The 23,640-nt window shown below is 60.2% G+C and carries 30 protein-coding genes and 1 pseudogene; 18 read left to right on the forward strand and 13 right to left on the reverse strand.

Features of this window, described 5'->3' with window-relative positions:
• Positions 1–123: 123 nt before the first annotated feature.
• The 4 genes from ACXI0U_RS09145 to ACXI0U_RS09160 form a co-directional block, all read right to left on the reverse strand.
• Positions 124–813 carry an amino acid ABC transporter permease gene (locus tag ACXI0U_RS09145; protein WP_479550096.1) on the reverse strand — a complete coding sequence of 230 codons (690 nt, stop codon included), beginning with the start codon at positions 811–813 and terminating at the stop codon, positions 124–126.
• A gap of 1 nt (position 814) precedes the next feature.
• Complete coding sequence (locus ACXI0U_RS09150; protein WP_350446161.1) at positions 815–1,540, reverse strand: amino acid ABC transporter permease; 726 nt, start codon at positions 1,538–1,540, stop codon at positions 815–817.
• Positions 1,541–1,648: 108 nt separating this feature from the next.
• Positions 1,649–2,461 (reverse strand): ABC transporter substrate-binding protein, encoded by an 813-nt coding sequence (locus ACXI0U_RS09155; protein ID WP_479550097.1) that lies wholly within the window; start codon positions 2,459–2,461, stop codon positions 1,649–1,651.
• A gap of 250 nt (positions 2,462–2,711) precedes the next feature.
• Positions 2,712–3,029 carry a hypothetical protein gene (locus ACXI0U_RS09160; protein WP_479550098.1) on the reverse strand — a complete coding sequence of 106 codons (318 nt, stop codon included), beginning with the start codon at positions 3,027–3,029 and terminating at the stop codon, positions 2,712–2,714.
• 173 nt (positions 3,030–3,202) lie between these two features.
• On the opposite strand from ACXI0U_RS09160, the gene ACXI0U_RS09165 reads away from it, so the two are divergent.
• From ACXI0U_RS09165 to ACXI0U_RS09175, 3 genes are all read left to right on the forward strand, one after another.
• On the forward strand, positions 3,203–3,922 hold the full coding sequence (locus ACXI0U_RS09165; protein WP_316925034.1) for an STN domain-containing protein: 720 nt from the start codon (positions 3,203–3,205) through the stop codon (positions 3,920–3,922).
• Entirely contained in the window at positions 3,919–4,464 is a 546-nt protein-coding gene (locus tag ACXI0U_RS09170) for an RNA polymerase sigma factor (protein WP_021221906.1), read from the forward strand. Before ACXI0U_RS09165 ends, ACXI0U_RS09170 begins: the two co-directional genes overlap by 4 nt.
• Positions 4,465–4,530: 66 nt before the next feature.
• On the forward strand, positions 4,531–5,484 hold the full coding sequence (locus ACXI0U_RS09175; RefSeq protein ID WP_051241916.1) for a FecR family protein: 954 nt from the start codon (positions 4,531–4,533) through the stop codon (positions 5,482–5,484).
• Between the two features lie 160 nt (positions 5,485–5,644).
• On the opposite strand, the gene ACXI0U_RS09180 is transcribed toward ACXI0U_RS09175, so the two are convergent.
• Entirely contained in the window at positions 5,645–5,770 is a 126-nt protein-coding gene (locus ACXI0U_RS09180) for a hypothetical protein (protein ID WP_021221908.1), read from the reverse strand.
• 810 nt (positions 5,771–6,580) lie between these two features.
• On the opposite strand from ACXI0U_RS09180, the gene ACXI0U_RS09185 reads away from it, so the two are divergent.
• Entirely contained in the window at positions 6,581–6,967 is a 387-nt protein-coding gene (locus tag ACXI0U_RS09185; protein WP_479550099.1) for an antitoxin Xre/MbcA/ParS toxin-binding domain-containing protein, read from the forward strand.
• A 38-nt stretch (positions 6,968–7,005) separates the two neighbouring features.
• On the opposite strand, the gene ACXI0U_RS09190 is transcribed toward ACXI0U_RS09185, so the two are convergent.
• The gene (locus ACXI0U_RS09190) at positions 7,006–8,007 is read right to left on the reverse strand and encodes a DNA-binding protein (protein WP_479550100.1); all 1,002 of its coding nucleotides are present in this window, start codon (positions 8,005–8,007) and stop codon (positions 7,006–7,008) included.
• A 181-nt stretch (positions 8,008–8,188) separates the two neighbouring features.
• Between ACXI0U_RS09190 and ACXI0U_RS09195 the strand changes: the two genes are divergently transcribed.
• The 3 genes from ACXI0U_RS09195 to ACXI0U_RS09205 are packed head-to-tail and all read left to right on the forward strand — an operon-like array spanning position 8,189 to position 11,267.
• Complete coding sequence (locus tag ACXI0U_RS09195; RefSeq protein ID WP_150609668.1) at positions 8,189–9,160, forward strand: site-specific integrase; 972 nt, start codon at positions 8,189–8,191, stop codon at positions 9,158–9,160.
• Positions 9,161–9,189: 29 nt separating this feature from the next.
• Positions 9,190–9,933: a phage Gp37/Gp68 family protein gene (locus ACXI0U_RS09200; protein ID WP_150609666.1), complete on the forward strand. Its 744-nt coding sequence runs from the start codon at positions 9,190–9,192 to the stop codon at positions 9,931–9,933.
• Positions 9,934–9,953: 20 nt separating this feature from the next.
• Positions 9,954–11,267 (forward strand): three-Cys-motif partner protein TcmP, encoded by a 1,314-nt coding sequence (locus ACXI0U_RS09205; protein WP_150609664.1) that lies wholly within the window; start codon positions 9,954–9,956, stop codon positions 11,265–11,267.
• Between the two features lie 277 nt (positions 11,268–11,544).
• Here ACXI0U_RS09205 and ACXI0U_RS09210 read toward each other — a convergent pair whose 3' ends face one another.
• From ACXI0U_RS09210 to ACXI0U_RS09225, 4 genes are read right to left on the reverse strand one after another with little or no spacing between them, the layout of a single operon-like run.
• Entirely contained in the window at positions 11,545–12,243 is a 699-nt protein-coding gene (locus tag ACXI0U_RS09210) for a TraX family protein (RefSeq protein WP_150609662.1), read from the reverse strand.
• On the reverse strand, positions 12,240–12,680 hold the full coding sequence (locus ACXI0U_RS09215) for a YqaA family protein (protein WP_150609660.1): 441 nt from the start codon (positions 12,678–12,680) through the stop codon (positions 12,240–12,242). The genes ACXI0U_RS09210 and ACXI0U_RS09215 overlap by 4 nt, the downstream gene beginning before the upstream one ends.
• Before the next feature lies 1 nt (position 12,681).
• The gene (locus ACXI0U_RS09220; protein ID WP_150609658.1) at positions 12,682–13,812 is read right to left on the reverse strand and encodes a nickel/cobalt efflux protein RcnA; all 1,131 of its coding nucleotides are present in this window, start codon (positions 13,810–13,812) and stop codon (positions 12,682–12,684) included.
• A gap of 10 nt (positions 13,813–13,822) precedes the next feature.
• Positions 13,823–14,110 carry a metal-sensing transcriptional repressor gene (locus ACXI0U_RS09225; protein WP_003116626.1) on the reverse strand — a complete coding sequence of 96 codons (288 nt, stop codon included), beginning with the start codon at positions 14,108–14,110 and terminating at the stop codon, positions 13,823–13,825.
• A 102-nt stretch (positions 14,111–14,212) separates the two neighbouring features.
• Between ACXI0U_RS09225 and ACXI0U_RS09230 the strand changes: the two genes are divergently transcribed.
• A complete protein-coding gene (locus tag ACXI0U_RS09230; RefSeq protein WP_150609656.1) occupies positions 14,213–14,563 on the forward strand; it encodes a hypothetical protein in 351 nt (116 codons plus the stop codon).
• A 56-nt stretch (positions 14,564–14,619) separates the two neighbouring features.
• Positions 14,620–15,048 (forward strand): annotated as a pseudogene (locus ACXI0U_RS09235) (HupE/UreJ family protein); the annotation flags it as partial.
• On the opposite strand, the gene ACXI0U_RS09240 reads toward ACXI0U_RS09235, so the two are convergent.
• Positions 15,049–15,339, reverse strand: coding sequence for a helix-turn-helix domain-containing protein (locus ACXI0U_RS09240; RefSeq protein WP_150609654.1), 291 nt, complete (start codon positions 15,337–15,339; stop codon positions 15,049–15,051). It lies immediately after the preceding pseudogene.
• Positions 15,340–15,421: 82 nt separating this feature from the next.
• Here ACXI0U_RS09240 and ACXI0U_RS09245 point away from each other — a divergent pair, with 82 nt between their 5' ends.
• Genes ACXI0U_RS09245 through ACXI0U_RS09255 form a run of 3 tightly spaced genes read left to right on the forward strand, consistent with a single transcriptional unit; the run spans position 15,422 to position 16,530 of the window.
• Complete coding sequence (locus tag ACXI0U_RS09245; RefSeq protein WP_197738837.1) at positions 15,422–15,859, forward strand: hypothetical protein; 438 nt, start codon at positions 15,422–15,424, stop codon at positions 15,857–15,859.
• A gap of 58 nt (positions 15,860–15,917) precedes the next feature.
• Complete coding sequence (locus tag ACXI0U_RS09250; protein WP_479550101.1) at positions 15,918–16,166, forward strand: DUF6088 family protein; 249 nt, start codon at positions 15,918–15,920, stop codon at positions 16,164–16,166.
• The gene (locus tag ACXI0U_RS09255) at positions 16,132–16,530 is read left to right on the forward strand and encodes a DUF6088 family protein (protein WP_479550102.1); all 399 of its coding nucleotides are present in this window, start codon (positions 16,132–16,134) and stop codon (positions 16,528–16,530) included. Before ACXI0U_RS09250 ends, ACXI0U_RS09255 begins: the two co-directional genes overlap by 35 nt.
• 59 nt (positions 16,531–16,589) lie before the next feature.
• Here ACXI0U_RS09255 and ACXI0U_RS09260 read toward each other — a convergent pair whose 3' ends face one another.
• Complete coding sequence (locus ACXI0U_RS09260) at positions 16,590–17,966, reverse strand: heavy metal sensor histidine kinase (RefSeq protein ID WP_179573120.1); 1,377 nt, start codon at positions 17,964–17,966, stop codon at positions 16,590–16,592.
• 2 nt (positions 17,967–17,968) lie between these two features.
• On the reverse strand, positions 17,969–18,646 hold the full coding sequence (locus tag ACXI0U_RS09265) for a heavy metal response regulator transcription factor (RefSeq protein ID WP_179573119.1): 678 nt from the start codon (positions 18,644–18,646) through the stop codon (positions 17,969–17,971).
• A 207-nt stretch (positions 18,647–18,853) separates the two neighbouring features.
• Here ACXI0U_RS09265 and ACXI0U_RS09270 point away from each other — a divergent pair, with 207 nt between their 5' ends.
• The 6 genes from ACXI0U_RS09270 (at position 18,854) to ACXI0U_RS09295 (ending at position 23,636) form a co-directional block, all read left to right on the forward strand.
• Positions 18,854–19,213 (forward strand): co-regulatory protein PtrA N-terminal domain-containing protein, encoded by a 360-nt coding sequence (locus tag ACXI0U_RS09270; protein WP_179573118.1) that lies wholly within the window; start codon positions 18,854–18,856, stop codon positions 19,211–19,213.
• A 167-nt stretch (positions 19,214–19,380) separates the two neighbouring features.
• On the forward strand, positions 19,381–19,938 hold the full coding sequence (locus tag ACXI0U_RS09275; RefSeq protein ID WP_479550103.1) for a cupredoxin domain-containing protein: 558 nt from the start codon (positions 19,381–19,383) through the stop codon (positions 19,936–19,938).
• Between the two features lie 147 nt (positions 19,939–20,085).
• A complete protein-coding gene (locus ACXI0U_RS09280) occupies positions 20,086–20,619 on the forward strand; it encodes a cupredoxin domain-containing protein (protein WP_179573116.1) in 534 nt (177 codons plus the stop codon).
• Positions 20,620–20,698: 79 nt separating this feature from the next.
• On the forward strand, positions 20,699–20,947 hold the full coding sequence (locus ACXI0U_RS09285) for a DUF2933 domain-containing protein (RefSeq protein ID WP_129482714.1): 249 nt from the start codon (positions 20,699–20,701) through the stop codon (positions 20,945–20,947).
• Between the two features lie 5 nt (positions 20,948–20,952).
• A complete protein-coding gene (locus ACXI0U_RS09290; protein WP_179573115.1) occupies positions 20,953–23,310 on the forward strand; it encodes a heavy metal translocating P-type ATPase in 2,358 nt (785 codons plus the stop codon).
• A 125-nt stretch (positions 23,311–23,435) separates the two neighbouring features.
• On the forward strand, positions 23,436–23,636 hold the full coding sequence (locus tag ACXI0U_RS09295; protein ID WP_003246756.1) for a heavy-metal-associated domain-containing protein: 201 nt from the start codon (positions 23,436–23,438) through the stop codon (positions 23,634–23,636).
• Positions 23,637–23,640: the final 4 nt, after the last annotated feature.

The following is a 23,640-nucleotide window of genomic DNA, read 5'->3' on the forward strand; positions in this document are numbered from 1 at the left end:
ATACGGGCATGTAGGTTGGCGCCGAGCGCAGCGAGGCCCAACGATGCAATGTCCTACCTCGTATCACCGTAGGGCGGGTGAAACCCGCGTGGGATCGTGCCGGAGCGTCGGGTTTCACCCGACCTACAAGGTGGCACGGCGTCTTGGGTTACGGCTCGCCACCCGCGCAAGCAGATCGAGCCCTGCGCACATCACGAAATACAACAACGCCACAAAGAGGAACACCTCGGTCGGGTGCACCATCACCCGGTTGCTCACCTGGGTGGCGACGAAGGACAGCTCGCCGACGCCGATGACGTAGCCCAGGGAGCTGTCCTTGATCAGCGACACCCACTGGTTGAGGAAGGACGGCAGCATGATCGGCAGCGCCTGGGGCAGGATGATCAGCCGCAGCACCTGCCAGGGGCGCAGGCCCAGGGCGCGGCCGGCGTCCCACTGGCCGTGCGGCAGGCTCTGGATGCCGGCGCACACCGAGTGCGCCAGGTAGGCGCCGCCGATCAGCGACAGCGCGCAGACCACGGTCGCCAGCGCCGGTACATCCACCTGGAACAGCACCGGCAGCAGGAAGTAGCTCCAGAAGATCAGCATCAGCACCGGAATGGCGCGGAAGAAGCCCAGCACCGCCAGCAGCACCAGGCGCGGCCGGCCTTCGAGCACCGCCAGGGCGATGCCCAGGACCAGGCCCAGCGCCGCCGAGGCAATGCCCGAGAGCAGCGACAGCAGCAGGGTCAGCGCCGCACCGCCCAGGGGGCCATCGGGCCAGGCGCCGAGCAGGAAGTAATCGAGGTTGTCGAGGATTACCGAGAAATCCATCTCAGGCCTCCCCGCGCACGTGGCGGCGATGCTGGTGGATCAGCGTGCCGGCCACTTCGATGGCGATCGCCGCGCCCAGGTAGAGCAGGGTGGCGATGCCGAAGGCCTGGAAGGTCTTGAAGGTTTCCGTCTCCACCTGGCGCGAGGCGTAGGACAGCTCGGCAAGGCCGATGGCCATGGCCAGGGAGCTGTTCTTCAGGGCGTTCATGTACTGGCCGAACAGCGGCGGCAAGGCCGTGTGCAAAGCCTGGGGCAGGATGATGTAGCGCCACACCTGGCCCGGTCGCAGGCCCAGCGCCATACCCGCTTCACGCTGTTGCGGGCGCACCGAGGCGATGCCGGCGCGCAGCTCTTCGGCGATGAAGGCGCTGGTGTAGAGCGACAGGCCCAGCGCGGCGGCGAGGAACTCGAAGGAGGGCCAGGCCAGCGTGACCGAGCCCAATGCCAGCTCATGGGGCAGGTTGAGCCAGAACACCAGTTCCTCCGGCAGCAGCGCGGGCACGCCGAAGTACCAGAAGAACAGCTGCACCAGCAGCGGTGTGTTGCGCAGCACCGAAAGGTAGCTGCGTGCCGGCCAGGACAGGCGGCCGGGCAACTGGCGGCCGACGGCGACCAGGGCGCCGAGCAGGGTGCCGATGACGCAGACCAGCAGCGAGGTGCCGAGGGTCAGCAGGAAGCCGTCCAGCAGCCAATGCAGGTAACGGGGAGCGAGGAGGTCGCCGAACATTGTCGAGGTCTTTCAATGGGTGATCCCCGCATAGGCGGGGATCGGGGAGGGAAGGCGTGCGGTGTGGTCGATGGGCTCCAGGCGCGGGCCCACCGGTTCATGGCGCGATCAGTGCACCGTGCCGATCTTGTACAGGCGCGCCAGCGGGGTCTTGGTGTCCGGGCCAAACCAGGTGTCGTAGATGGTCTGGGCGCGGCCCTGGTCTTCCAGCTCCTGCAGGGTCTGGTTGACGTACTCGGTCAGCGCGGTTTCACCCTTGGGGATGCCGACGCCGATCAGGTCGCTGGAGATGGTGAAGGGCGGGACTTCGTACTTGTCCTTGTCCGGCACGTTGGCCAGCAGGCCGATCAGCTTGGGGCCGTCCTGGGTAATGGCCTGGACCTGCCCGTTGCGCAGGGCGGTGAAGGCGAAGGGGGTGTCGTCATAGGCCACCACCTTGGCGCCGGGGAATTTCTCCCGCAGCACGCCTTCGTTGACCGTGCCCTTGTCGACGCCCACGCGCCATTTGTTCAGGTCGTCGGTGTTCTTCAGGGTGCCTTTCCTGACGATGAACTGCTGCCCCGAGGAGAAGTAGGGAATGCTGAAGTTGACCTGTTCGGCGCGCTCCGGGGTGATGGTGAAGTTGGCCAGCACCAGGTCGACCTTGTTGGCCACCAGCAGCGGCACGCGGTTGGCCGGGTTGGTGGGTTGCAGCTGCAGCTTGACCCCGAGCTTGTCGGCGATGGCGCGGGCGTAGTCCACGTCCAGGCCGGCCAGTTGCTTGGTCTCGCCATCGACGAAGCCGAAGGGCGGGTTGCTGTCGAAGGCCGCGACGCGCAGGACGCCGGCCTTGCGGATGTCATCGAGGCGGTCGGCCTGGGCCAGGCCGGAAAGGGTGGAAAGGGCGAGTGCGAGTGCGGTGAGGGCAGTCAGCTTCTTCATGAATATCCAGCTCCTTTGGCGGGCCCTGGCGCACATGGCCGGGCTCCGCTCATCTGTCGGGGGCGGTCGCTTCCGGGTGGGAAGCGCCGCCGTTCGCCGGAGGGGGTTGCCCGCTGGCGAGGCGATTCTGGCAGGGGGCTGGAGCGGACAAAAAAGAATTAATTTGTCTTTTTAAATTCGATAAACGAATAAGCAGGAGTGGCGCGGGCTGCGCTGAAAGGGCGGACTAGAGCGGTTGCCTGGCGTGGGGTCAGGGCGTCGGGCGTTGCGGCTGCACCGAGTGGCCGAAGTTGGCGCCCATGCGCACGCCGGTAGCGGCCGGCGTGGCGAGGCCCAGCTGGTTGGCCGGGCGGCGCTCGATGGGCACCTGCAGGGCGGCCTGGTTGCGGCGGGCCGCCTCGGCGCCCTCCGGGTTGGCCAGGCGCTGGCTCAGGCAGTCATAGGACAGGGCCTTGTAGCCGTTCACTTCGGCGCTGATGCAACTGCCTTGCGGGGTGCCTTCATCGGCGCTGGCCAACAGCGGCGCAAGGGCGAGAACGAGGCCGGCGAGGGCGATGCGTGCGGGCATGATTGCCTCCAGATGCTGGATCATTGCCGGGAAATCTACGGTAAAAGCGCCGTCATCGCTGCGAAGTCTTTTTTGCAGGGGCCGTCACACAATCGACATGAACAGACCTCAGGATTGCCTTCCTGGGTCAAGCCAGCAACGCATCGACACGCAGTACGGGTCGGAAGCCGCCTATGTCAATGGAAGCCGTGGCGAGGGGCTGCCTCGCGCCAGCGGTGCTGATCGTCCTCCTCGTCGCAGCCTGCTGCCTGGCGGCTTTGCCCTGCATGGTTTCCGCGGGTGAGGGCCGGGCCGAAGAAGGCCCGCTGGAGTTCGACCTGCCGGCGCAGGACCTGTCCCAGGCCCTGGAGCGCTTCAGCGAGCTGACCGGGATGGCCATCCTGGTGGACCGCGAACTGACGCGCGGGCGGCGCTCGGCGTCGGTCAACGGCCGGCTCGGCGCACGCCAGGCCTTGGCCAGGCTGCTGACCGGTACCGGGCTCATGGCCCAGCACAGCGAAGGCCGGGCCTTCACCGTGTTGCCGGCCAAGGTTTCGACGGCGCCCTCGGGGCGCAACCACGGCGCGGCGACGCGCTGGGAACAGGGCAGCTTCGCGGCGGCCCTGCAGGGCGCGTTGGAGAAGGCCTTGTGCCGTTCACCACTGACCCGGCCCGGTGGCTACCGCGCCGCGTTGCAGCTCTGGATAGGCCCCGTCGGCCTGGTGGAGCACAGCCGCCTGCTGGGGCCCACCGGCAACCTGCGGCGCGATGCGGCACTGGTGGAAAGCCTGCGTGGCCTGATGATCGACAGGGCGCCACCGTCATCCCTGCCCCAGCCGGTCACCGTGCTGGTGGTTCCGGAGGCGGCCGCCAGCATGGAATGCAACAAGTGGGAAGGAGCTGCGGGGGCATGAATAACAAGGAGCGTGGCACCATGCTCAGGCTGTTTCTGGCTTCCTACGAGGAGTTCAGGACGCGCCTGAGACGGCGCCTGGGGTCGGATGACCTGGCCAACGATGTGCTCCACGAAACCTACCTTCGCCTGGATCGCATGGACGAGCCGGAAGGCGTGCAGAAGCCTGGCGCCTACCTCTATCGCATGGCCCTCAACGTCGCCGCCGACCGCCGTGCCCAGGACGCGCGCCTGCTCACCGGCGAGGAGGTCGAGGACCTGCTGCACCTGGCCGAGGAGCACCTCGACCCGGCGGTGATCGTCGGCGGGCAGATCGAGATCCGGGCGCTGGTCACAGCGCTGGCGGAGCTGACGCCACGGCGCCGGCAGATCCTTATCGCGGCGCGCATGGAAGAGGTGCCGCACCTGGAGATTTCCCGGCGTTTCGGCATCTCCACGCGCATGGTGGAGAAGGAGCTCAAGGCCGCGCTGGGCTATTGCGCAGCGCGCCTGGAAAGAAAAGTGGTGCAACGGTTCGGTCCCGGCGCCGGAAAACAGTCATAGGGTCGAGGGGCTGAACGAGCGCCCCGCGATCACTCCCGAGAACAGCTGCGGTTGAACGACGACGCCATGACAGCACCCGATTCCGGCACCGCCGGGCAGACCCGGCTGGAGGAAGAAGCCCGAGCCTGGTTGCTCCGCCTCACTTCCGGCCGCGCCACCACCCGTGACGCCGAGGCCTTCCGCTTGTGGTGCTCGCAAAGCGAGCGCCACAGCGCAGCCTTCACCCGTGCCCGGGAGTTGTGGCAGGCCCTGGCGCCCGCCGCGCTGGCGTTGCAGCAGCCTGCGCCGCCGGTGGCCAGCCTGCCGCCCCGGCGCTTCGGCCGGCGTGCCTTCCTCGGTGGTGCCATCGCCGCGTCCCTGGCCGTGGTAATGGCGCGCCCCTGGTTGCCGGACGCGCTTCCCGGCATGGGCGCCGACTACAGCACCGCAGTGGGCGAGCAGCGTCGTGTGGACTTCGCCGAGGGCCTGACCCTCGAACTCAACACCCTTACCCGCATCAACCGGCGCCCCCTGGGCGGCGGCGTGGCGGGCATCGAACTGCTCGAAGGCGAGGTGGAAGTGCTGGCCAAGGCGCCGATCCGCGTGGTGGCCGGGGCCGGCACCCTGGATGCCGCCGGTGCACGCTTCAACGTCCGCGCCGTGGGCGAGGCCATCTGCGTCACCTGCCTGGAAGGCAGCCTGGCGGTGGAGGTGCGCGGGCGCAGCCTGCTGCTGCCGCCCGGCCGCCAGCTGACCTATGACGCAGGCGGTCGCAGCGAACCAATCGCCTTCGACCCGGCAGTGGTCATGGCCTGGCGCCAACAACTGCTGGTGTTCGACGACGCGCCCCTGGCCACGGTGATCGACGAGATCAACCGCTACCGCCCGGGGATGATCCTGCTGGTCAACCAGGAACTCGGCCGGCGCAAGGTGCAGGCCCGCTTCCGCCTCGACCAGTTGGCTGAAGTCGCTGCCCTGATCCGCGACGCCTACGGCGCCACGGTCACCGAGCTGCCGGGCGGGGTGGTGCTGCTCAGTTGATCGGTGCCACGCGCATGCAGCACGTAGGTTGGGCTGAGGTACGAAGCCCAACGTAGCGATGTCGAGCACCGCACCGTTGGGCCTCGCTGCGCTCGGCGCCAACCTACGGTTTGTGCACCCCAACAACGCAACGGCCCGGATAAACCGGGCCGTTGGCGTTTCAGGTGGCTTCATCCTCCGCGGGTGGCGGCTTGCGGGGCTCGCGCAGGTGGTCGAAATAGAACAGCACCAGGCCAAAAGCGATGATGAGACCGATGATGACCAGGCCGATATGAGCGTTCTGCATCGCGGATTCCAGTTCCAGGAAAGCATGGGCTCAGGGCTGCGGGGGATTGTCGGCCAGGCGCCATTGGCGAGGCCAGCGGCGTTGCGGCAAAAGGCTGTAGGGAAGGGCGGAGCGAAGGCAGGGCCGCCAGGACAGCGGCCCCGCGTGCGGGTCAGACGAAGCCCTGTTGGGGTCATGCCGAGATAAGCCAAAAATTAGGACATTCGTTCTGTAACTTGCTGTATCTAAAGGAATAACTTTGAGAGGCGCTGCTCAAGTAAAGGCCGCTTCAGCCATCCAGAGAAAAAGGATGGATCAGCCGCTTGGTTGCACTCGCGGAAGAACGTCAAAAACGATGCGCAACTTGCCTGTGGCGGCTAAATATTGATCAATTATCTATGCCGAGATAATTGCAGATAATTCCCGCAATCCGTTGCCTGCGCGAGTCCAGAAAATTGGAGAAAATGCCGAGTTAGAGGGCCTGCGAACAGCTTTGGTCGAGGCTTTACGCTTCGACGCGTACAACAAAGCTGCGGGCTGCTTAGCACTGAAGCCTCTCCCAGAAGCGCCAAAGGCGGCCTCAATGAGGCCGCCTCAAACCAAGTTTCATCACCGGTATCTGTACCCGGGAGAGGAAGCTCTTGGGCAGAAATCAAGGGTAGCACCGGTGAAAGCGCCATTGCTAATGCGGCCTGGCCCTGCCGAGCCGACTTCAGCTAGGGTGTTCATTTGGTCTGTCTTGAAGCTACGGTGCGAATGCCTGGCGACCATCATGTGAGCAGTCGTGGCCAAAATGGCAGTATCAAGAGGCCAATGGTTCAGGAGGCGGTTATGGGCAGGCTCCACGAAAAACTGGGTTTGCCGAAAGGCCACTACTATCTGCACATCGCTGTGCTGGCGGGCCTGCCGCTTTCGTTGATCTCCGATTTGGCGCGCGAGCTGGAACGATCGCCGGAGCAGATCGCGGACTGGGTCCCTGCGTCCCCCGACAGTGCCGTGATGTCTATGCAGGCAGGCGAGGTGTTCTGTCGTCTTATCGAGATCCTCGATGCGCTATTGGAACTGCACGAGGGTGAACTAGGAGGTACGCTCCGCTGGCTAACTGCGCCGAATGTGGCGCTGTCCAATGAGAGGCCGGTCGAGCTACTGGTAACCGGATTTGGTACGCGCGCCGTGCGGCAGGCTATTCGTGCGATTGAATATGGACTGCCAGTTTGATCCCTGCCGAGGGCGGCCTTCGAACTGGAAACACTGGGTCATGTACCGGTTTCATTACCGCTGCCAGTGAGCGGCGTATGCCCGAGTAGCTTCAGGTGCGTGGCAGCTTCGGCCAAGCGCTCTTGCAGGTTCTGCACTTGCTGCGCCTGGGTCGCGGAGGTCTCGCTCAGTCGTGAAACTTCCTCCTGCAATGTGCTGCAGCGCTGTTCCAGGGCTTCATTCGCGCGCTCAGCGCCGATTAACGTGCTCTGGGCGGCCTCCAAGGCCTGAACCTTCTGCGCCAGTAGCTGTTGCTGCGCATGCTGCTCTTTTTGCAACTGCCGCGCCTCGGCAAGCAGGCGCGCATTGTCGCGGTTCAGCTGGGTCAGCTCGTCCTGTTTGACGATCAGGGTCTGCTGCAATTGCCGTAGCTCCAGTTGCAGTTGCTGCACCTGCGACTCGTGCCGGCGCTGCTCCTGCTCTCGCTGTTCCTTGTTGGCCTGGCGATAGTGCTCCAGGGCATCGCGAGCATGTTGATGCATATCTTCCAACGAGCGAATCTGCTCTTCGCGGTCCCGCAGGCGCGCTTCGTGGTCGTGGTTGGCTTGCTGCAGGCGGGCATTCTCTATATCGGACTGCTGGCGGTGCTGCTGCTCCTGCTGCAGTGCTTGCTGGGCGGCTTGGAGCTGCTCCGTGAACCCAGCGCACTGACCTTCCAACTGCTGGACACGGCTTTCGGCCAGCCGGGCCTGGTTCTGGTAATCGAGCCGTTCGAGTGCCAGTTGCTCGCGCTCCTGAGCTACGTCGGCCTTTGCTTCCTCCTTGAGCTGATCCGCCAACTGGGCCACTAGGTTGGCCAGCTGTTCGCTGAGCGGCATTGCAGTCGCATTCCGGCCGTGGTCTGCGTCTTCGAGTTCTTTCAGGTAGCGATGAATGGTGGTTTTCGAGCCGGTATTGCCCAGTTCGACCCGTACCGCGTCGATGCTGGGGTTCTCGCCCCGCGCCAGGATGGCCTGCCGTGCCTTCTGAACCAGCGCCTTGTTGATGCCGCCACGGGCCATGGTCTGCTCCTACGATTTCGTAGTGGATTACATACCATGTAATTACATATTAAATTTGATTGATGTAAAGCCAGTTAGAAGCAAATAAATCAGATAAAATAATGGAGGCTTATTCAATAAGATGGGTGAAAATGGCTGTTTCCCGGTCGTTTCCCAGTACACATAGGGCAAAACCCAGGCGATGAAGAACGTCGAGCGCTACCTTCAAGCCGGCACGCGGGAAAACACCCGCCGCAGCTACCAGTCGGCCGTCGAACACTTCGAGGTAACCTGGGGCGGCTTCCTGCCGGCGACCGGCGACAGTATCGTGCGCTACCTGGTGGACTACGCCGACACCCTGAGCCTCAGTACGATGAAGCAGCGTCTGGCCGCCTTGGCCCAATGGCACATCAGCCAGGGCTTCCCCGATCCGACCAAGACACCCACAGTGCGCCAGGTACTCAAAGGCATCCGCACCCTGCATCCGGCGCAGGCTAAGCAGGCAGCCCCACTGCAGTTGCAGCACTTAGAAAAGGCGGTTCAGTGGCTGAGTCAGGAGGCCGAACGCGCTCAGGAGTCGGGCGACTTGGCAAGCCTGCTGCGAAGCCGGCGCGACTTGGCGTTATTACTGATTGGCTTCTGGCGGGGGTTCCGCAGCGACGAGCTCTGCCGTCTGCAGGTTGAGCATGTCCAAGTTGAGGCCGGCGCCGGCATGACTTTGTTCTTGCCGCAGAGCAAGGGTGATCGGGAGAACCTCGGCACGACCCATTACACCCCAGCCCTGAAACGCCTCTGCCCAGTACAGGCTTATCTCGACTGGATCAGTGTCGCCGGCATAGCGCGAGGGGCTGTGTTCCGCCGCCTGGATCGCTGGGGGCACCTGAACGACAAAGCGCTGCACCCCGGTAGCCTGATCAGCCTGTTACGCCAGATATTGCAGCGCGCAGGCATCTCGGCTGAGCTGTATACCAGTCATTCGCTACGCCGCGGCTTCGCCACTTGGGCAACGGCCAATGGTTGGGATCTCAAGGCACTGATGACCTACGTGGGCTGGAAGGACATCAAGTCAGCCATGCGCTATATCGATCCCGCCATTTCTTTTGGTGGCCTAGCGGCAAGCGCCACCTTTGAAATCAATGCTGGCACTTTGACTCATATGCCAGCTTCTCACTAACATCGACGCAGGACAGGAGTGACTGTGCAATGAGTACACAGACAAGCATCGAATGGACTGAAATGACTTGGAACCCCGTAGTGGGATGCACCAAAGTTTCGCCGGGCTGCAAGCATTGCTACGCCGAAAATATGGCGCACCGTCTACAGGCGATGGGTACGCCCGGATATGAAAACGGTTTTCGCCTGACCCTGCGACCGGAGAAGCTTCAGGAGCCGTTGCAGCGCAAGAAGCCGACCATCTACTTCGTAAACTCGATGTCCGACCTGTTCCACGAACAAGTACCAGACGATTACATCGATCAGGTTTTCGAGGTGATTCAAAAGGCCTCTCAGCACACATTCCAGATACTCACCAAGCGCGCTGAACGCTTGGCCACATATTTCAGTACTCGGACTCCGCCTGCGAATGCGTGGCTGGGTGTGTCGGTCGAGGATCGCGAATATGGAGTGCCCAGGATCGACTGCCTACGCCGTATTGACGCTACGATTCGTTTCCTCTCTGTTGAGCCATTACTGGAAGACTTGGGGGAGTTGGACTTGACCGACATCCACTGGGTGATTGTTGGTGGTGAGTCTGGCCCCAAAGCTCGCCCGATGAAGCAAGAGTGGGTCGACAGTATCCATAAGCAGTGCGATGCCTTCGACTCAGCCTTTTTCTTCAAGCAATGGGGTGGCTGGGGCGCTGATGGTGTAAAGCGCTCGAAAAAGGCCAACGGGCGGCTGTTGAACGGCCAGACCTGGGATGAAATTCCGCTGCTCAATCTCGCCTGATACAAAAATAAGGAATAGCGATGGCCAAGGATGACGAGAAGTATCGCTGGGACTGGTTAACTCAGACGTTCCCCACCATTGACCCCCACAGCAAGATCAAACATCAGATTATTGATGAGTACATCCAGGCCTACATCGATGTACTGATGCGGAACCAACTGATGCCAGAGCTGGGCCTGTCCATCGTTGATGGCTTCAGCGGTGGTGGCATCTACCACGACGGTGCTGGCGGAACCCATTTCGGCTCTCCAGTGATCGCACTGGAAGCCATTCAAGAATCAGAGGTGCGTAACAACCAGGACCGCATCAAGCCACGCACCATACGCTCACAGCACCACTTCGTGGATGTGAAGCCTGAGAACATTGCTTGCCTGCATTCTGTGCTGGCCACTCGAGGTCATGCTCCTCGAGTGGGTCAAGATGTACACCTACATACCGCCGAATTCACTCAGGCCCTGCCAATCATCGCGCAAAAGCTGAAACAGTTCGGTAAAGGTGAGCGTGTGCTCTTCCTGCTGGATCAGTACGGATACGGCGACGTTCCTTTCCCCAGAATCAAATGGATCTTCCAGAACCTGAGCAGTGCCGAGGTTCTGCTCACGTTCAACGTCGACTTCCTGGTGACGTACCTTGCTGACCGACAAGCCAATCGCAAAGCCATTTCCAATATTGGCCTAGATCACCATGTGCCATGGAGCACGTTGAAGGATTTGAAGGCTCATCAGCCTCGAAACTGGCAATACATCATCCAGCGCTTTCTGTCAGAGGGCATCAAGCAAGAAAGCGGCGCGGAGTACATGACGGTTTTTTTCATCCGCCCAGCCGGCAACAACCCGATGGCCTATTGGTTTATCCACCTGGCAAACAACTACCGTGCTAATGATGTGATGAAGAAGATCCACTGGAAGTACGGCAATAATTTTTCCCATATGCTGTCACCGTCCAGTTTTTTCGGTTATGACGCCAATCGCGATATCGCCGTAACTGGGCAGCCTGATCTGCTGTTGGATGAGCACCACTTTGACGATGCTACGGACGACCGTATCCGTGGCGAGCTATCAGAGCTCCTCCCCAGGCAGATTTATGACCGTGAGCGACAGCCGTTCCGCGGCCTAATGAGCGGGCTGACGAATTACACAATGGCGGACGAGCTACGTGTAAAGCAGGCCCTGGATATGGCGATCGCTACAGGTGATGTGCTTGCGGTCGACAAGGGTGGAAAAACGAAACGTCGCAAGGGCACAAGTATCAAGTCCACTGACACACTGATTGCCCCTCCGCAGAGGCCAATGTTTTTTCTGCCGCCAGTGAAGAAGGCCAAACCCGATAGCTGATTGCACTCAACGAGTCCGCGCGAAAGCAGATTACGACTTATGGTTCTGCCGGTCTGTAGGCTGCCGGATCGCTCTAGAATGCACTTTATAGACGATTATAAAGTGATTATAGAGCGATTATAGAATCTGATTTTTTGGCACGATTTATAGACCCTTCTCTGACGAAAATTCGTTCCGACAGCGGTTCGATCTGCAAATGAGGTCGGAGCCAGCGCCTGTTGTACTGAGGACTGGCAGCGTAAGGCCAACAGCGGACTGGTTTCGTGCTGCTCAGCGCCTAGAGTTTCATGAGGTATATCACGGCTAAATGCCCTGGATAGAACCAGTATCCCCAGCGGCCAACGGGCCAGACCTTGTAGGACATGGGGTGATGCAACAGGGCTAACCCAAGCAACACGGCTGCGCCTGCCATGGCGAACATGGCCAGGGTCTCCGGCACTATTCCCCACTCCACCAGCCAGCGGTTGCGGCTATTGGCCAACACCGCCAGGGCGACAGGCAATGGCCACCAGCGTAGGCCCTTTAGCCCGAGAACAAAGGCGGCCGGCAACGCCACGCCGATCACCCCATACATCAGCTGCCGGTGCAGCAACAGGGCGACGACCAGCGCAGCGATAGCCAGGAACAGGCTGTTTCGATCGGCATGGTGGACGCCCCAGGCCACCAGCAGGCCAAGTGACAGGGTCGGCATCACATTGAGCGTCGCGCTCTCCGGCGAGAGCAGACGGTAAGGCAGCTCCGAGAGCAGGGAGAAGGCCAGTAGCCAGCCGAGGTAGCGCGCATTGCCCTCGCAGAAAAATTCTCCTGGACGGGTTCTGGCCACGTTGGCGGCAATACCCAAGCAGAACAGCGGAAACGCCAGGCGGCCGATGACGAACAGGGCATATGCGTCCGGCCACAGATAACGCAGGTGGTCGATCAGCATGCTGAGCATGGCCAGCCACTTGATCAGATCGAGTCCGGCGTCGCGCGTCATCCCAGCAGCCCAAGCGTCAACGCGGCCAGCGCCAGATAACGCCCTGCCTTGGCCGCCAGCACGATCAACAGGAAACTCCAGAACGGCTCGCGCAGGGTGCCGGCGATGACGGTCAGCGGGTCGCCGATGATCGGCGCCCAGCTCAACAGCAGTGACCAGCGACCGTAGCGATGGTAGGCCTGCTGGGCGCGTTGCAGCTTGTCCTCCGGCACCGGGAACCAGCGCTTATGGCGAAAGTGCTCGATGTAGCGCCCCAGCAGCCAGTTGACCACCGAGCCGAGCACATTGCCGAGCGTGGCCACCAACAGCAGCATGGCCGCTGGTTGCTTGGCGGCGAGCAGCAGGCTGGTCAGCACTGCCTCCGACTGCATCGGCAGCAGGGTGGCGGCACCAAAGGCCGCGACGAACAGCCCCAGGTAGGCGGAGAAGTCCCACACCTCAGGCGTTCAGCCCGGCCCAGCCGTGCAGGCCGACATAGATGCCCACGCCGATGATCAGCAGGCTCGACAGGTAGGGCGCGCGGCGCGCCACCACGCCCAGCCAGGGCCAGCGGTTGGACGCATGGCGAGTGCCGATGGCCGCGGCGACGCCTACGGTGACCAGGGTCAAGGCCAGGCCGATGCTGAAGCAGAGCACCAGTACGGCGCCCAGGGTGACTTCCTTGACCTGCAGGCAGAGCAGCAGCACGGTGATGGCCGCCGGGCAGGGGATCAGCCCACCCGTCAGGCCGAACAGAATGACCTGGCCAGTGCTGACGTTGCGGCTGGCGAAACGGCGCCGGATGTCGTTGGCGTGAGCCCGTTCGTGGGCGTCCTGGTAACCCTCCAGAGACAGCTCCAAACCTTCCAGCTCAGCATGCGTGTGGTCATGCTCATGCTCGTGGAACTCCAGGTCGTAGTCGTGGGAGTGGCCGCCATGGCCGAGGCTCAGGCGCACATTGAATGCGTGCGGCTCGGGAATTTCATCCACGGATTCCAGATAGCCGTCACGTTGGGCAAAGGCGAAGCGGCGCATGCTGCCGTCCTCGCGGGTGGTCTGCAGGCCGACATCGGCGGCTTGCCACGGGTGGCCGCTGAGGGTGTGCAGCCGCCAGCGCGGCGCTACACCTTCCTCGAAGATCGACAGCTCGATACGCCCATGCCCGGTGTCGATGCGTCGGCTTTCATCGTGCGTGTGGTCATGCGCGTGATGGTGATCATCGCCCTGCTCGAAACGCCACATCTGCTCGCCGCGCCAAGTACGCCAGAGCATCCACAGGGCGATGGCGATGATCAGCACCGCTGAAGCGAGCTGGAAGTAAGGCTCGGTGGTCTGGGCGTCGAGGTTCTGCCCGAGGTACATGCCGCCGATGGCAACCAGCCAGACCACGGCGGTGTGCGAGGCGGTGGCGGCTAGACCGAGCAGCATGGCTTGGCGCACCGTGCCACGAATGGCCACGATGAAGGCGGCCATCATAGTCTTCGAGTGTCCGGGCTCCAGGCCATGCAGCGCGCCCAGCAGAATGGCGGTGGGGACATACAGCCAGGCCTGCGAGGCCCCTTGCTGGAGAATTTCGGCGAAGGACGACATGGCAGGGTGCTCAAAGGTACTTGGTGATCTGCTTGAACTCTTCCAGTGGCGCCCGCTCACCGTTGGTAAGGGCGCCGACCGTATGTTCCAGGCAGTGATCGATGTGATCCTGGATCAGCGTGCGTTTGGCCTGGCACACCGCTTTCTCGACCGCATGCAGTTGCTGGGCAATGTCCACGCAGGCGCGGCCGTCCTCGATCATGCCAACGATGCTGCGCAGGTGGCCCTCGGCACGCTTCAACCTTTTGATGATTTCCTTATGACTTTGGTGCTGATGTTCGTGTTCGTGCTTGCTCATCGCCGAGTCTCATGCAAGGATAATTGCCGTCGCATCCTATCCCCCCCGAGGGGATGCGTCAAACCAGACGCTTTCCCCTGTCGAGTCGTAATCAGTCCGTCGATGCTGATCCAAATCGCTACCTGTCGATCCCTTTCTGTCCTGGCACTGCTGTCGCTATTGCTGTGGACGGGACATGCGCTGGCGGGCTATGCCGCTGGCAATGGATCGGCTGCGCAAGCGAATTACGACGACCATCCGCACAGTCACGACGATTCGTTCGGGCAGGATTTCCAGCTGTGGGGAGACCACCAGAACTCATCGCTGATGGCCGATCATGTGCATGAAACGCCGCACCTGAGCGCCTGGCTGCCAGCGCCTAGGCGTGTGTCCGCAGGGCAGCCCGCGTTTGCCTATGACCAGCGGCTGGCCCACGGCCCCCGCACGCGCATAGAGCGCCCTCCAAGATCCTGACGGGTGTTCTGACTCTGGCCCTCGTGGCCCAGACCTCATCAACTCAGGATCTCTTTATGCAATCGCTATCATTTTGCGGTCACGGCGCCCTGCGTCGACCGTTTCTATTGCCCCTGCTGGCTTTCGTTCTACTGCTGATAGGCATGCCCGAGGCGCTCGCCCATGGCGTGCCCGAAGGCGACAAGGGTTTCATCCAAGAAAGCAGCGGCGTGCTGCTGATGCCGTTCGTGTACATGGGCGCCAAGCACATGATCACCGGCTACGACCATCTGCTGTTCCTGTTCGGGGTGATCTTCTTCCTCTACCGCCTGAAAGACGTGGGGCTGTACGTCACGCTGTTCGCGCTCGGCCACTCGATCACCCTGCTGTTCGGGGTGCTGAGCAATATCAGCATCAGCCCCTACGTGATCGACGCCATCATCGGCTTTTCGGTGGTGTACAAGGCGCTCGATAACCTGGGGGCCTTCCAGCGTTGGTTCGGCTACCTACTCAGGTGACAGGCCGTTCTTAAGGCTCATGATTTCTCGCTGGATCTTTTTCAGCAGCTCATCTGGCTTCAGTCCAGGCGTCTGCCGTTGGTACGCCAGAACCAGCAGTGTCAAAGGATGAATGCCGACAACCTCGGCAATCTGCTCAACCTTTTCAATCGATGGCTTCCACTTGCCGCGCTCGATTGCACTGATATAGCTCTGGCTGGGGCCCAGTCCTTCCTGGGGGAGATCCTTCAAATTTCTCAGATTCTTGATCACCAGACCAAGCGCTTCATTGAGTTCCATTTGCTGTCTCGCAAAAGGAACGATGAAGCCTTTTTAGCGTCTCTTGGGCTATGCTATATATAGCTTAAAAAGGGGTGTGCTGATGTTTCTCACGTACAAGCGCGCTGAAATCGCGTATCCGCCGTTGTTTGGAAATGACTTCCAAATGTGGCGATTCGTCGAGCTCGAGGAGCATCGCCCTTGGTTTTACGTGGTGATCAATCGCCGCCGGAAGACCACCTCATGGCGGACGATGCTTCTGATTCCGACTGAGGAAGAGCTGGAACACATGCTAGAAAAGCGCGCCGAGGGGACGCTAGTCGAGGCAGTCCAGGTTGTGCTGCCCGCAAGGATAAATGGGTCCAATGATTGGACAATGGAGAGGCTGACCGAGCTGGTAAGGGTCTATGATCCAGACGAACGAGTCTTGGGCTACGACTTCAAAACGGCATCAGGCCAGACCTACTCGCACAGGGACTGCCAGTACTCACAGGACGGAGCCAAGCGCCAGGTCTATTGTTCGATGATCTGTCCCGCATAAGATGGGCGCAGGCTTTCTCGGTTCTCGGTAGGGGCCACTCACTGCATTTGGCCGGCCAATGAAGGCTCTTCCCGAGAAAATCCTAGACATTATTCAACAGCTTCCAGAAGGCGAAGTTCTGACACCTGGCAGATTCGTGCACCAGGGATCTCGTCATGTTGTGCAGCGAGGGCTCTCTCGCCTGGTCGACGGTGGAAAGCTGTTTCGTGTTGCTCGGGGCTTTTATGTTGCTGCAGTCGAAACTCGGTTCGGCGCGCACACCGGCACCGGAGATGATCGTCCGCTCATTGGCAAATGTGCAAGGTGAGCTGACAGTCGCCACTGGGGCTAGCGTCGCCAATATATGGGGGCTGACAACACAGGTTCCTGTTCGGTATGTCTTCCTAACCACCGGACGTTCTAGGGTGCTTCAGGTTGGCAAGACCACCGTATCGATTCGGCATGCGCCTAGATGGCTGATGGCTCTTGGCGCTACTGGAGCGGGGGATGCCATTCGAGCATTGGATCGGCTGGGCAAGGCAAGGCAAGGCAAGGCAAGCGTAGGTGATGCCGTTTCAAAGCTTCATAAACTACTACAACCCGAGAGCGAATGGTGGGCTCTAGTGTCAGCTCACCGCTCATTGCCTGCCTGGATGGCGAAAGCCATCTGCGCTCGGTCGAATTGCACCTGAGCTCGCTCTGTCAAGTTGGGCTCGCCGTCGGCTGTAGACTACTTACCGGCAGACCGACATCAACTGGGATGGGGGAATTCGATGTGAAAGCCCGTGAGGCCAGCCGCTGAAGTGCACCAAATGCGGCCTTTGTGAGCCTCGCTTATGGATCGGGTGATGGCAAGTCCGAGCCCGGCGTTGCTTGGGCTACCTTCGCGTCGAGCAGGGTCGACCCGGTAAAAGCGGTCGAAGAGCTTCTCTAGATGCTCCGAGCTGATTGTGTTACCTGGGTTCTCGATGCTGAAGATAGTTGAGTCCGCTGTCTGGCGGATCAGAACCGAAATTGTCTTTCCCGCCGGCGTGTAACGCAGCGCATTGGACAGCAAGTTGGACAGCGCTCGATCAAGCATCAGCCGATCTCCTAGCACTTGGCCTTTCCCTGTGAGCGATAGTTCAATGTCGCGCTCTTCTGCCAGGAGGTGGTAGTAGTCGAACAGTTTGAAGACTACGTCGGCCAGTTCGATCCTGGCCTGCTCTGGGATGATCAGGCCATTATCAGCCTTGGCCAAGAACAGCATGTCATCGATCATGCGAGACATGCGCTTCAGGTCCTCCAGGTTCGAGTACAGATTCTCTTCATAGGCATTGATATCGCGTTTCTTGCTCAGCACGACCTCGGTGTGGGTCATCAGGTTGCTAACGGGCGTGCGTAGCTCGTGGGCAATGTCGGCCGAAAAATTGGAGAGCCTAACGAAGGCATCCTCTAGCCGAGCCAACATCGCATTGAAGGATAGAACCAGTTGCTGAAGTTCCCGCGGCACTGGTTCTAGAGGGATTCGTTCCTGTAACGAGCGAGCGGACATCCCGGAGGCTACATCAGTGACTTGCCGCAGGGGCCTAAGACCACTGCGAGCAACCACCCAGCCAAGCGCCGCACTGACCAAGGCACTGATGACCAATCCAATCCAGAACCATCGCTGCAGCGTGTCGAAAAAGTGCGTGTGATTGGTGACATCGAGAATCAGCAGAGCTGTAAGCGGTTCGGGTTGGTCAGTCACAGAGATTTGAGCCGTCATGCCCCGGTACATGTGCTCGTCTTTCTGCCACTCCCACATGCTCTGCTCATCGGCACGCCTGAAGCGTCCCGGCACTTCGACTGCTCTGGGGTCGGAAAAGAGCACTGCGCCGTCGCTGGCCAGGATGGTTGCGGCCAGATCCTGATGCGCCCCCAGTAAGGCTCGCAACTGCGGTAACTCCTCGGAGAGGTTAGCTCCGCTGCGAGCGTTGTTGAGAATGTGTTTGGCTGATTCGAGTTTTTCCACCAGGGCCTGCCGGTCCAGCATCTTAAAGTGGTGCTGGCTGAGCATGTTGAAGCTCAGCCCCGCTACTGTCAGGACGGCAATCACCGCGGACATGAACATCAAGCTCATCCGAGCGGTCAGCGAGAGGTGCTTCATATTCACTCCGGCGCATCCATCATGTACCCCATGCCGCGGGCGGTATGGATCAGCTTGAGATCGAAATCGTCATCGATCTTGGCGCGCAGCCGACGTACAGCGACCTCAATGACGTTGGTGTCGCTGTCGAAGTTCATGTCCCAAACCTGCGAAGCAATCAGCGATTTCGGGAGCACTTCGCCGCGCCGGCGCAGTAGCAGTTCCAGCAGTGAAAACTCCTTCGCCGTCAGGTCAATTCTTTTCCCACCCCGGACAGCGCGCCGTTTCATCAGATCGACTTCCAGATCGGCAATTTTCATGGTGGTTTGCGTGGGTGAGCCATTGCCTCGGCGCAGCAGCGTTCTGACCCTGGCCAGAAGCTCTGAGAAAGCAAATGGCTTGATCAGGTAGTCATCCGCGCCCAGTTCCAACCCTTTAACGCGATCCTCCACACCATCGCGTGCGGTCAGGAAAAGCACTGGGACGTCTTTTCCGGCGGCGCGCACCATGCGCAGCACTTCCCACCCGTCCAGCCCAGGCATCATCACATCCAGGATCAGGAGGTCATAGGATTCACTGAGCGCGTGCTGTAGAGCATCTGTACCGGTCATAACCCGGTCGACATTGAAGCCTGCTTCACTGAGGCCTTGCTGCAGGTATGCACCGGTTTTGGGTTCATCTTCAGCTACCAGTAATTTCATGCGAGCAGACTCCAAAAATCGGGTGGCCTGAGTTTGCAGGCAAACCGCGCCCCCAACCAGAAGCTTACGAAAATGTAATTCTGGCTTCAGGTGACTGACAGGGTGGCTTGTCTAGGGTGCAAGCATGAGCACTGGGTTGTGCTCTCGGCCCTCGACAGACCAAAAACAGAGGTGCCGGCCATAGTTTGCACTGATGGAGACTGCCCCATGAAATCGCTGAAACCTTTATTTCTGGTTGGTTCGCTACTGCTGTCTTCTATGGCTTGGGCCGAAGGGGGCAGCGATCGAGTATTCGAACGCATCCAGCAGATGCGCGACAAAGCAGAAGCTGTGCTGATCCAGGCGGAGAAGGCCCCAGCCAGCGAGCGACATGTGCACATGCAGGAGCACATGAAAATGCTCGAAAACATTATGGGTCAGCTACACGACGAACATCCTGCTCCGGGTATGTCCACCGAAGAGCATCTGGCCTGGATGGAAAAGCATGACAAGCTCGTAGACGACGTGCTGGGTCAAATGATTCGAGAGCACAAGCTGATGATGGCCGACAAGGAATGCCATCAGTAAAGATTTCCCCCATCTTCCAGGCCTTTCGTGATTGCTCCTTTGGCCTAGCGGCGCCTCTAAGGCGCCGTGCTTTTTCCCAGCTGACGCAATTGTAGTTTTGGGGTCAGCGGCCTGGCAGCAAGTGGGGAATAACATGAGATTTCCAGCGTCCATCACGAGGTCTCACCATGAACCGCATACCCCTTAAGCTGCTGATCAGCACTTTGTTTATCAGCACCACTTTTCCGGCATTTGCCGAGACCGGCGGCAGTAGCAATGGCATTGGGCAGCAGACCCAGGCGACGCCAGCAACTCGTACCATCTTCGTGAAGATGGACGACATCAGCTACAGCCAGAAAGCGATCGATGTGAAACCGGGTGAAACCGTGCGCTTCGTTTTGAAGAACGAGGGCGCGTTGATGCACGAGTTCAACATCGGGCAAGCAGCTTCCCAGCTGGAGCACCAGCGCAAGATGGCGTCCTTGTTCAAGGACGGCACATTGACACCGACCGGCATGGCCGAACGCATTGTCTGGCATGAGCGTTATGGCACGGGAGACTCCAACCCTCCAGGCTATCCGGAAGTCATCAAAGCCAAGCATGACGATCCGAATGCTGTTCTCGTCGAGCCCGGCACAACCAAAGAGTTCGTGTGGACCTTCCCTCAGGCGGGTAGTTTGAGCTTCGCCTGTACATTGCCCGGGCATTACCAGGCGGGAATGGTCGGTGAGTTTGCTCTGCGTTAGCCCAGCACCGGTGCTACTCGTCGGCCGCGAGCTGGGTAGCACCGATTGGACGAACCTTACCGCGATGTAATTTTCACGTCAGCGTACCGCCAACTGCACTTCATTAGAATCGGGACTCATCCCTCCTCAATACCCCAGAGGCACACCATGAAACTCAGACCCGCTTTCATTATCACCGCCTTTGGTTTGCTGCTCAGTGCTGCCAATGCGCAGGCCAGCCCGGGCCACAATAAAGACAGCATCGGGCAACCGGGAGACAGTCAGGCTGTAGATCGCACCATCGAAGTACGGATGGGGGACATCTTCTTCGAACCTAAAGCTATGGAGATCAAAGCAGGCGAGACGGTTCGCTTCGTACTGAAAAATGACGGTGCACTGCTACACGAATTCAATCTTGGCAAAGCGGCATCCCATGCCGCACATCAGAAAGAGATGGCTGCGATGTTTCAGAACGGCACGCTGTCCCCAACGGGTGCGCATGACATGAGCAATATGGGCCATGCCATGGGCGGCATGAAGATGGTTGGTATGGAACACGATGACCCCAACAGTGTTCTTGTCGGACCTGGAGCACGCGAAGAGTTGATCTGGACCTTCTCCGCCGCCACCGAACTGGAGTTCGCTTGCAATATTCCAGGACATTATCAGTCGGGAATGGTCGGTAAGGTGATCGTACGCTGACGTCTATTGATACTCGTCAACTCCGCCCAGTCTGGGACACCTATGCTGATCCAGCTGCCATTGAAACGAGGCTATTGTCATGGACCATACCCATCACACCAGTACCACTGAACCGCCTTTTTGGAAGAGCAAGATTGGCATTGCGCTGATCATGCTGGCCGTAATCGGCATCTTCTATGTGGCACGCGAGCATTACGGTCACATCTCGCAGGCCCTGCCATACCTCATCCTGCTGCTATGCCCGCTTATGCACCTGTTTGGCCACAATCATGGCGGGCACTCCCACGCTAGCGGTGCCACGGTTTCTAAGGACGAAGATAGGAAATAAATCACATGCGAAATTCCTCCTGCCACGATCACGGACATGGGCACAACTCGCACGGTCAACCGGAAAGTCAACGCGATCCTGTGTGTGGCATGGAGGTGAAATCTGATAGCCCATATCGCGAGAGCGTTGAAGGGAAGACCTACCGATTCTGCAGTGCCAAATGCCTGGAGAAGTTTCAAGTTGATCCCCACTTGTACATGGGCAACTCGTCTCATGAAGCACATCAGCATACGAGTCAGCCCCCGATATCGGCACCAGAAGGAGCCGCATACACCTGCCCGATGCATCCTGAGATTCGCCAACCGTCCCCTGGCAACTGCCCGATCTGCGGCATGACGCTGGAGCCTGTCATCCCGGAACTGGAAGAGGAGGAAAACCCGGAGCTGAAGGACTTCTCACGGCGGTTCTGGTGGAGCCTACCACTGACCGTCATCGTGACCGTGCTGGCGATGGCTGGTCATTCCTTGCAACTGTTTCATGGCACGACCCAGAACTGGGTTGAGCTGGCTCTGGCGACGCCCGTGACGCTATGGGGTGGCTGGGTGTTCTTCGTCCGCGGCATTGACTCCATCCGGCACCGCAGTCCCAACATGTGGACGCTGATCGGTTTGGGAACGGCTGCTGCCTACTTCTACAGTTTGGCCGCTACCTTGGTTCCGCAGTGGTTTCCGGCGGCCTTTGTTCAGGACGGACGTATCGGCGTCTATTTTGAAGCAGCCGCGGTGATTATCTCACTCACGCTGTTGGGCCAAATGCTCGAACTAAAGGCTCGCTCGCAGACGTCCGCAGCAATCAAATCGCTGCTGGGACTGGCGCCAAAGACAGCGCGCCGCATCAGGCCCGATGGAGTAGAAGAGGACATTCCTCTGACTCATGTCCATCAGGGCGATCATCTGCGTGTCCGGCCAGGCGAGAAGGTTCCTGTAGATGGTACTGTGCTGGAGGGTGAGAGCGCAGTCGACGAGTCGATGCTCACCGGCGAGCCAGTACCGGTTACCAAGCGGATAGGCGATGCCCTTATCGGTGCCACCCTGAACACCCACGGCAGCCTAGTGATGGAGGCGCAGAAAGTCGGTGCCGAAACTATGCTGTCGCAGATCGTGCAGATGGTGGCCAAGGCCCAGCGCTCCAAGGCCCCCATGCAGCGTATGGCTGATGCGGTGGCTGGGTATTTCGTGGTCGGGGTGATCCTGATCGCGGTCCTTACGTTCTTCGGGTGGGGGCTATTTGGGCCGGAACCAGGCTGGGTATTTGGCCTGATCAATGCGGTGGCGGTGCTGATCATTGCCTGTCCCTGCGCCCTGGGTCTGGCAACCCCGATGTCCGTCATGGTCGCAACCGGCAAGGCCGCAAGCAGCGGTGTGTTGTTCCGCGATGCCAGCGCCATCGAGAATCTATGCAAGATCGACACGCTCATCGTTGACAAGACGGGAACTCTGACCGAAGGGCGTCCGGTATTCCATAGCGCGGAAGGGACTGGCGGTTACGACTCCAACGAAGTGCTGCGCCTGGCTGCCAGTCTCGACCAGGGTAGTGAGCACCCGCTGGCTCATGCCATCGTCGATCATGCGCGTGGTCAAGGCATTGCACTGGTCAAGCCGGACACTTTCGAGTCTGGCTCGGGTATTGGTGTGCGCGGTCAAGTCGATGGCCATCAACTGCAGCTCGGCAACACCGCGCTGATGGACGAGGCTGGTGTCGACATTACCCCGCTGCGTAATCGCGCCGAACAACTGCGTCTGGAGGGCATCAGCATTATTTATTTGGCCGCTGATGACCGCCTGGCGGGACTCCTGGCCGTTTCCGATCCAATCAAGCCTACTTCTCAACAGGCTGTCTCCAGGCTTCAAAGCGAAGACGTGAAGGTCATCATGGCCACTGGTGATGGCCTCACCACAGCAAGGGCCGTGGCGAAACAGCTCGGAATCGAGGAAGTGCATGGTGAGGTCAAACCGCAGGATAAGGAGAAACTCGTCGCCGATTTGCAGGGCTATGGCCGTCGTGTCGCCATGGCGGGTGACGGCATCAACGATGCGCCCGCCCTGGCCAGGTCTGAGGTAGGTATCGCCATGGGCACGGGCACCGATGTGGCGATGAACAGTGCCCAAGTGACGCTGGTCAAAGGAGATCTGATGGGCATCCTGCGAGCCCGTACCCTGTCAGTGGCGACCGTGAAGAACATGAGGCAGAACCTCGCCTTTGCGTTCCTCTACAACGCGATGGGAATCCCGCTAGCAGCGGGGCTACTGTACCCGCTCACGGGGCATCTTCTGTCGCCCTTGATTGCTGCGCTGGCGATGAGCGTCAGCTCTGCGTCGGTGGTCTTCAATGCTCTGAGATTGAAATCAACGGACATCGGCTAGGCTCCCATACCACTGGCCAACGGCAGGGCCTTATTGTGGCGTTTGCACACTTGACCTTGCCATCGTGTCAAGGTCGATGCTGTCCGTGCGGTAACTTGAGCCGCGGACGAAATGAGGTGAAAGACATGTTTAGTCTGAGTGTTGCGGGGATGGGCTGTGGCAGTTGCGTGAGCAAAATCACGAAGGCCATTCAAGCTCTGGATCAGGATGCACGAGTAGAAGTGGATCGAGCGGCCGGCAAGGTCACCGTTGAGAGCACAGAAAGTGCCGAATCGATCCGCGAACTCATCCAGGAGCTTGGCTATTCGGCCCAGGTCAGCGCTTGAGCGC

This window comes from Pseudomonas sp. C9D1, assembly GCF_056491235.1.

Bases quoted from the DNA above. Each gene is read 5' to 3' on its own strand.
- ACXI0U_RS09145 (WP_479550096.1), bottom strand. From the start codon at position 813: ATGGATTTCTCGGTAATCCTCGACAACCTCGATTACTTCCTGCTCGGC.
- ACXI0U_RS09150 (WP_350446161.1), bottom strand. From the start codon at position 1,540: ATGTTCGGCGACCTCCTCGCTCCCCGTTACCTGCATTGGCTGCTGGAC.
- ACXI0U_RS09155 (WP_479550097.1), bottom strand. From the start codon at position 2,461: ATGAAGAAGCTGACTGCCCTCACCGCACTCGCACTCGCCCTTTCCACC.
- ACXI0U_RS09160 (WP_479550098.1), bottom strand. From the start codon at position 3,029: ATGCCCGCACGCATCGCCCTCGCCGGCCTCGTTCTCGCCCTTGCGCCG.
- ACXI0U_RS09165 (WP_316925034.1), top strand. From the start codon at position 3,203: ATGTCAATGGAAGCCGTGGCGAGGGGCTGCCTCGCGCCAGCGGTGCTG.
- ACXI0U_RS09170 (WP_021221906.1), top strand. From the start codon at position 3,919: ATGAATAACAAGGAGCGTGGCACCATGCTCAGGCTGTTTCTGGCTTCC.
- ACXI0U_RS09175 (WP_051241916.1), top strand. From the start codon at position 4,531: ATGACAGCACCCGATTCCGGCACCGCCGGGCAGACCCGGCTGGAGGAA.
- ACXI0U_RS09180 (WP_021221908.1), bottom strand. From the start codon at position 5,770: ATGCAGAACGCTCATATCGGCCTGGTCATCATCGGTCTCATCATCGCT.
- ACXI0U_RS09185 (WP_479550099.1), top strand. From the start codon at position 6,581: ATGGGCAGGCTCCACGAAAAACTGGGTTTGCCGAAAGGCCACTACTAT.
- ACXI0U_RS09190 (WP_479550100.1), bottom strand. From the start codon at position 8,007: ATGGCCCGTGGCGGCATCAACAAGGCGCTGGTTCAGAAGGCACGGCAG.
- ACXI0U_RS09195 (WP_150609668.1), top strand. From the start codon at position 8,189: ATGAAGAACGTCGAGCGCTACCTTCAAGCCGGCACGCGGGAAAACACC.
- ACXI0U_RS09200 (WP_150609666.1), top strand. From the start codon at position 9,190: ATGAGTACACAGACAAGCATCGAATGGACTGAAATGACTTGGAACCCC.
- ACXI0U_RS09205 (WP_150609664.1), top strand. From the start codon at position 9,954: ATGGCCAAGGATGACGAGAAGTATCGCTGGGACTGGTTAACTCAGACG.
- ACXI0U_RS09210 (WP_150609662.1), bottom strand. From the start codon at position 12,243: ATGACGCGCGACGCCGGACTCGATCTGATCAAGTGGCTGGCCATGCTC.
- ACXI0U_RS09220 (WP_150609658.1), bottom strand. From the start codon at position 13,812: ATGTCGTCCTTCGCCGAAATTCTCCAGCAAGGGGCCTCGCAGGCCTGG.
- ACXI0U_RS09225 (WP_003116626.1), bottom strand. From the start codon at position 14,110: ATGAGCAAGCACGAACACGAACATCAGCACCAAAGTCATAAGGAAATC.
- ACXI0U_RS09230 (WP_150609656.1), top strand. From the start codon at position 14,213: ATGCTGATCCAAATCGCTACCTGTCGATCCCTTTCTGTCCTGGCACTG.
- ACXI0U_RS09240 (WP_150609654.1), bottom strand. From the start codon at position 15,339: ATGGAACTCAATGAAGCGCTTGGTCTGGTGATCAAGAATCTGAGAAAT.
- ACXI0U_RS09245 (WP_197738837.1), top strand. From the start codon at position 15,422: ATGTTTCTCACGTACAAGCGCGCTGAAATCGCGTATCCGCCGTTGTTT.
- ACXI0U_RS09250 (WP_479550101.1), top strand. From the start codon at position 15,918: ATGAAGGCTCTTCCCGAGAAAATCCTAGACATTATTCAACAGCTTCCA.
- ACXI0U_RS09255 (WP_479550102.1), top strand. From the start codon at position 16,132: ATGATCGTCCGCTCATTGGCAAATGTGCAAGGTGAGCTGACAGTCGCC.
- ACXI0U_RS09260 (WP_179573120.1), bottom strand. From the start codon at position 17,966: ATGAAGCACCTCTCGCTGACCGCTCGGATGAGCTTGATGTTCATGTCC.
- ACXI0U_RS09265 (WP_179573119.1), bottom strand. From the start codon at position 18,646: ATGAAATTACTGGTAGCTGAAGATGAACCCAAAACCGGTGCATACCTG.
- ACXI0U_RS09270 (WP_179573118.1), top strand. From the start codon at position 18,854: ATGAAATCGCTGAAACCTTTATTTCTGGTTGGTTCGCTACTGCTGTCT.
- ACXI0U_RS09275 (WP_479550103.1), top strand. From the start codon at position 19,381: ATGAACCGCATACCCCTTAAGCTGCTGATCAGCACTTTGTTTATCAGC.
- ACXI0U_RS09280 (WP_179573116.1), top strand. From the start codon at position 20,086: ATGAAACTCAGACCCGCTTTCATTATCACCGCCTTTGGTTTGCTGCTC.
- ACXI0U_RS09285 (WP_129482714.1), top strand. From the start codon at position 20,699: ATGGACCATACCCATCACACCAGTACCACTGAACCGCCTTTTTGGAAG.
- ACXI0U_RS09290 (WP_179573115.1), top strand. From the start codon at position 20,953: ATGCGAAATTCCTCCTGCCACGATCACGGACATGGGCACAACTCGCAC.
- ACXI0U_RS09295 (WP_003246756.1), top strand. From the start codon at position 23,436: ATGTTTAGTCTGAGTGTTGCGGGGATGGGCTGTGGCAGTTGCGTGAGC.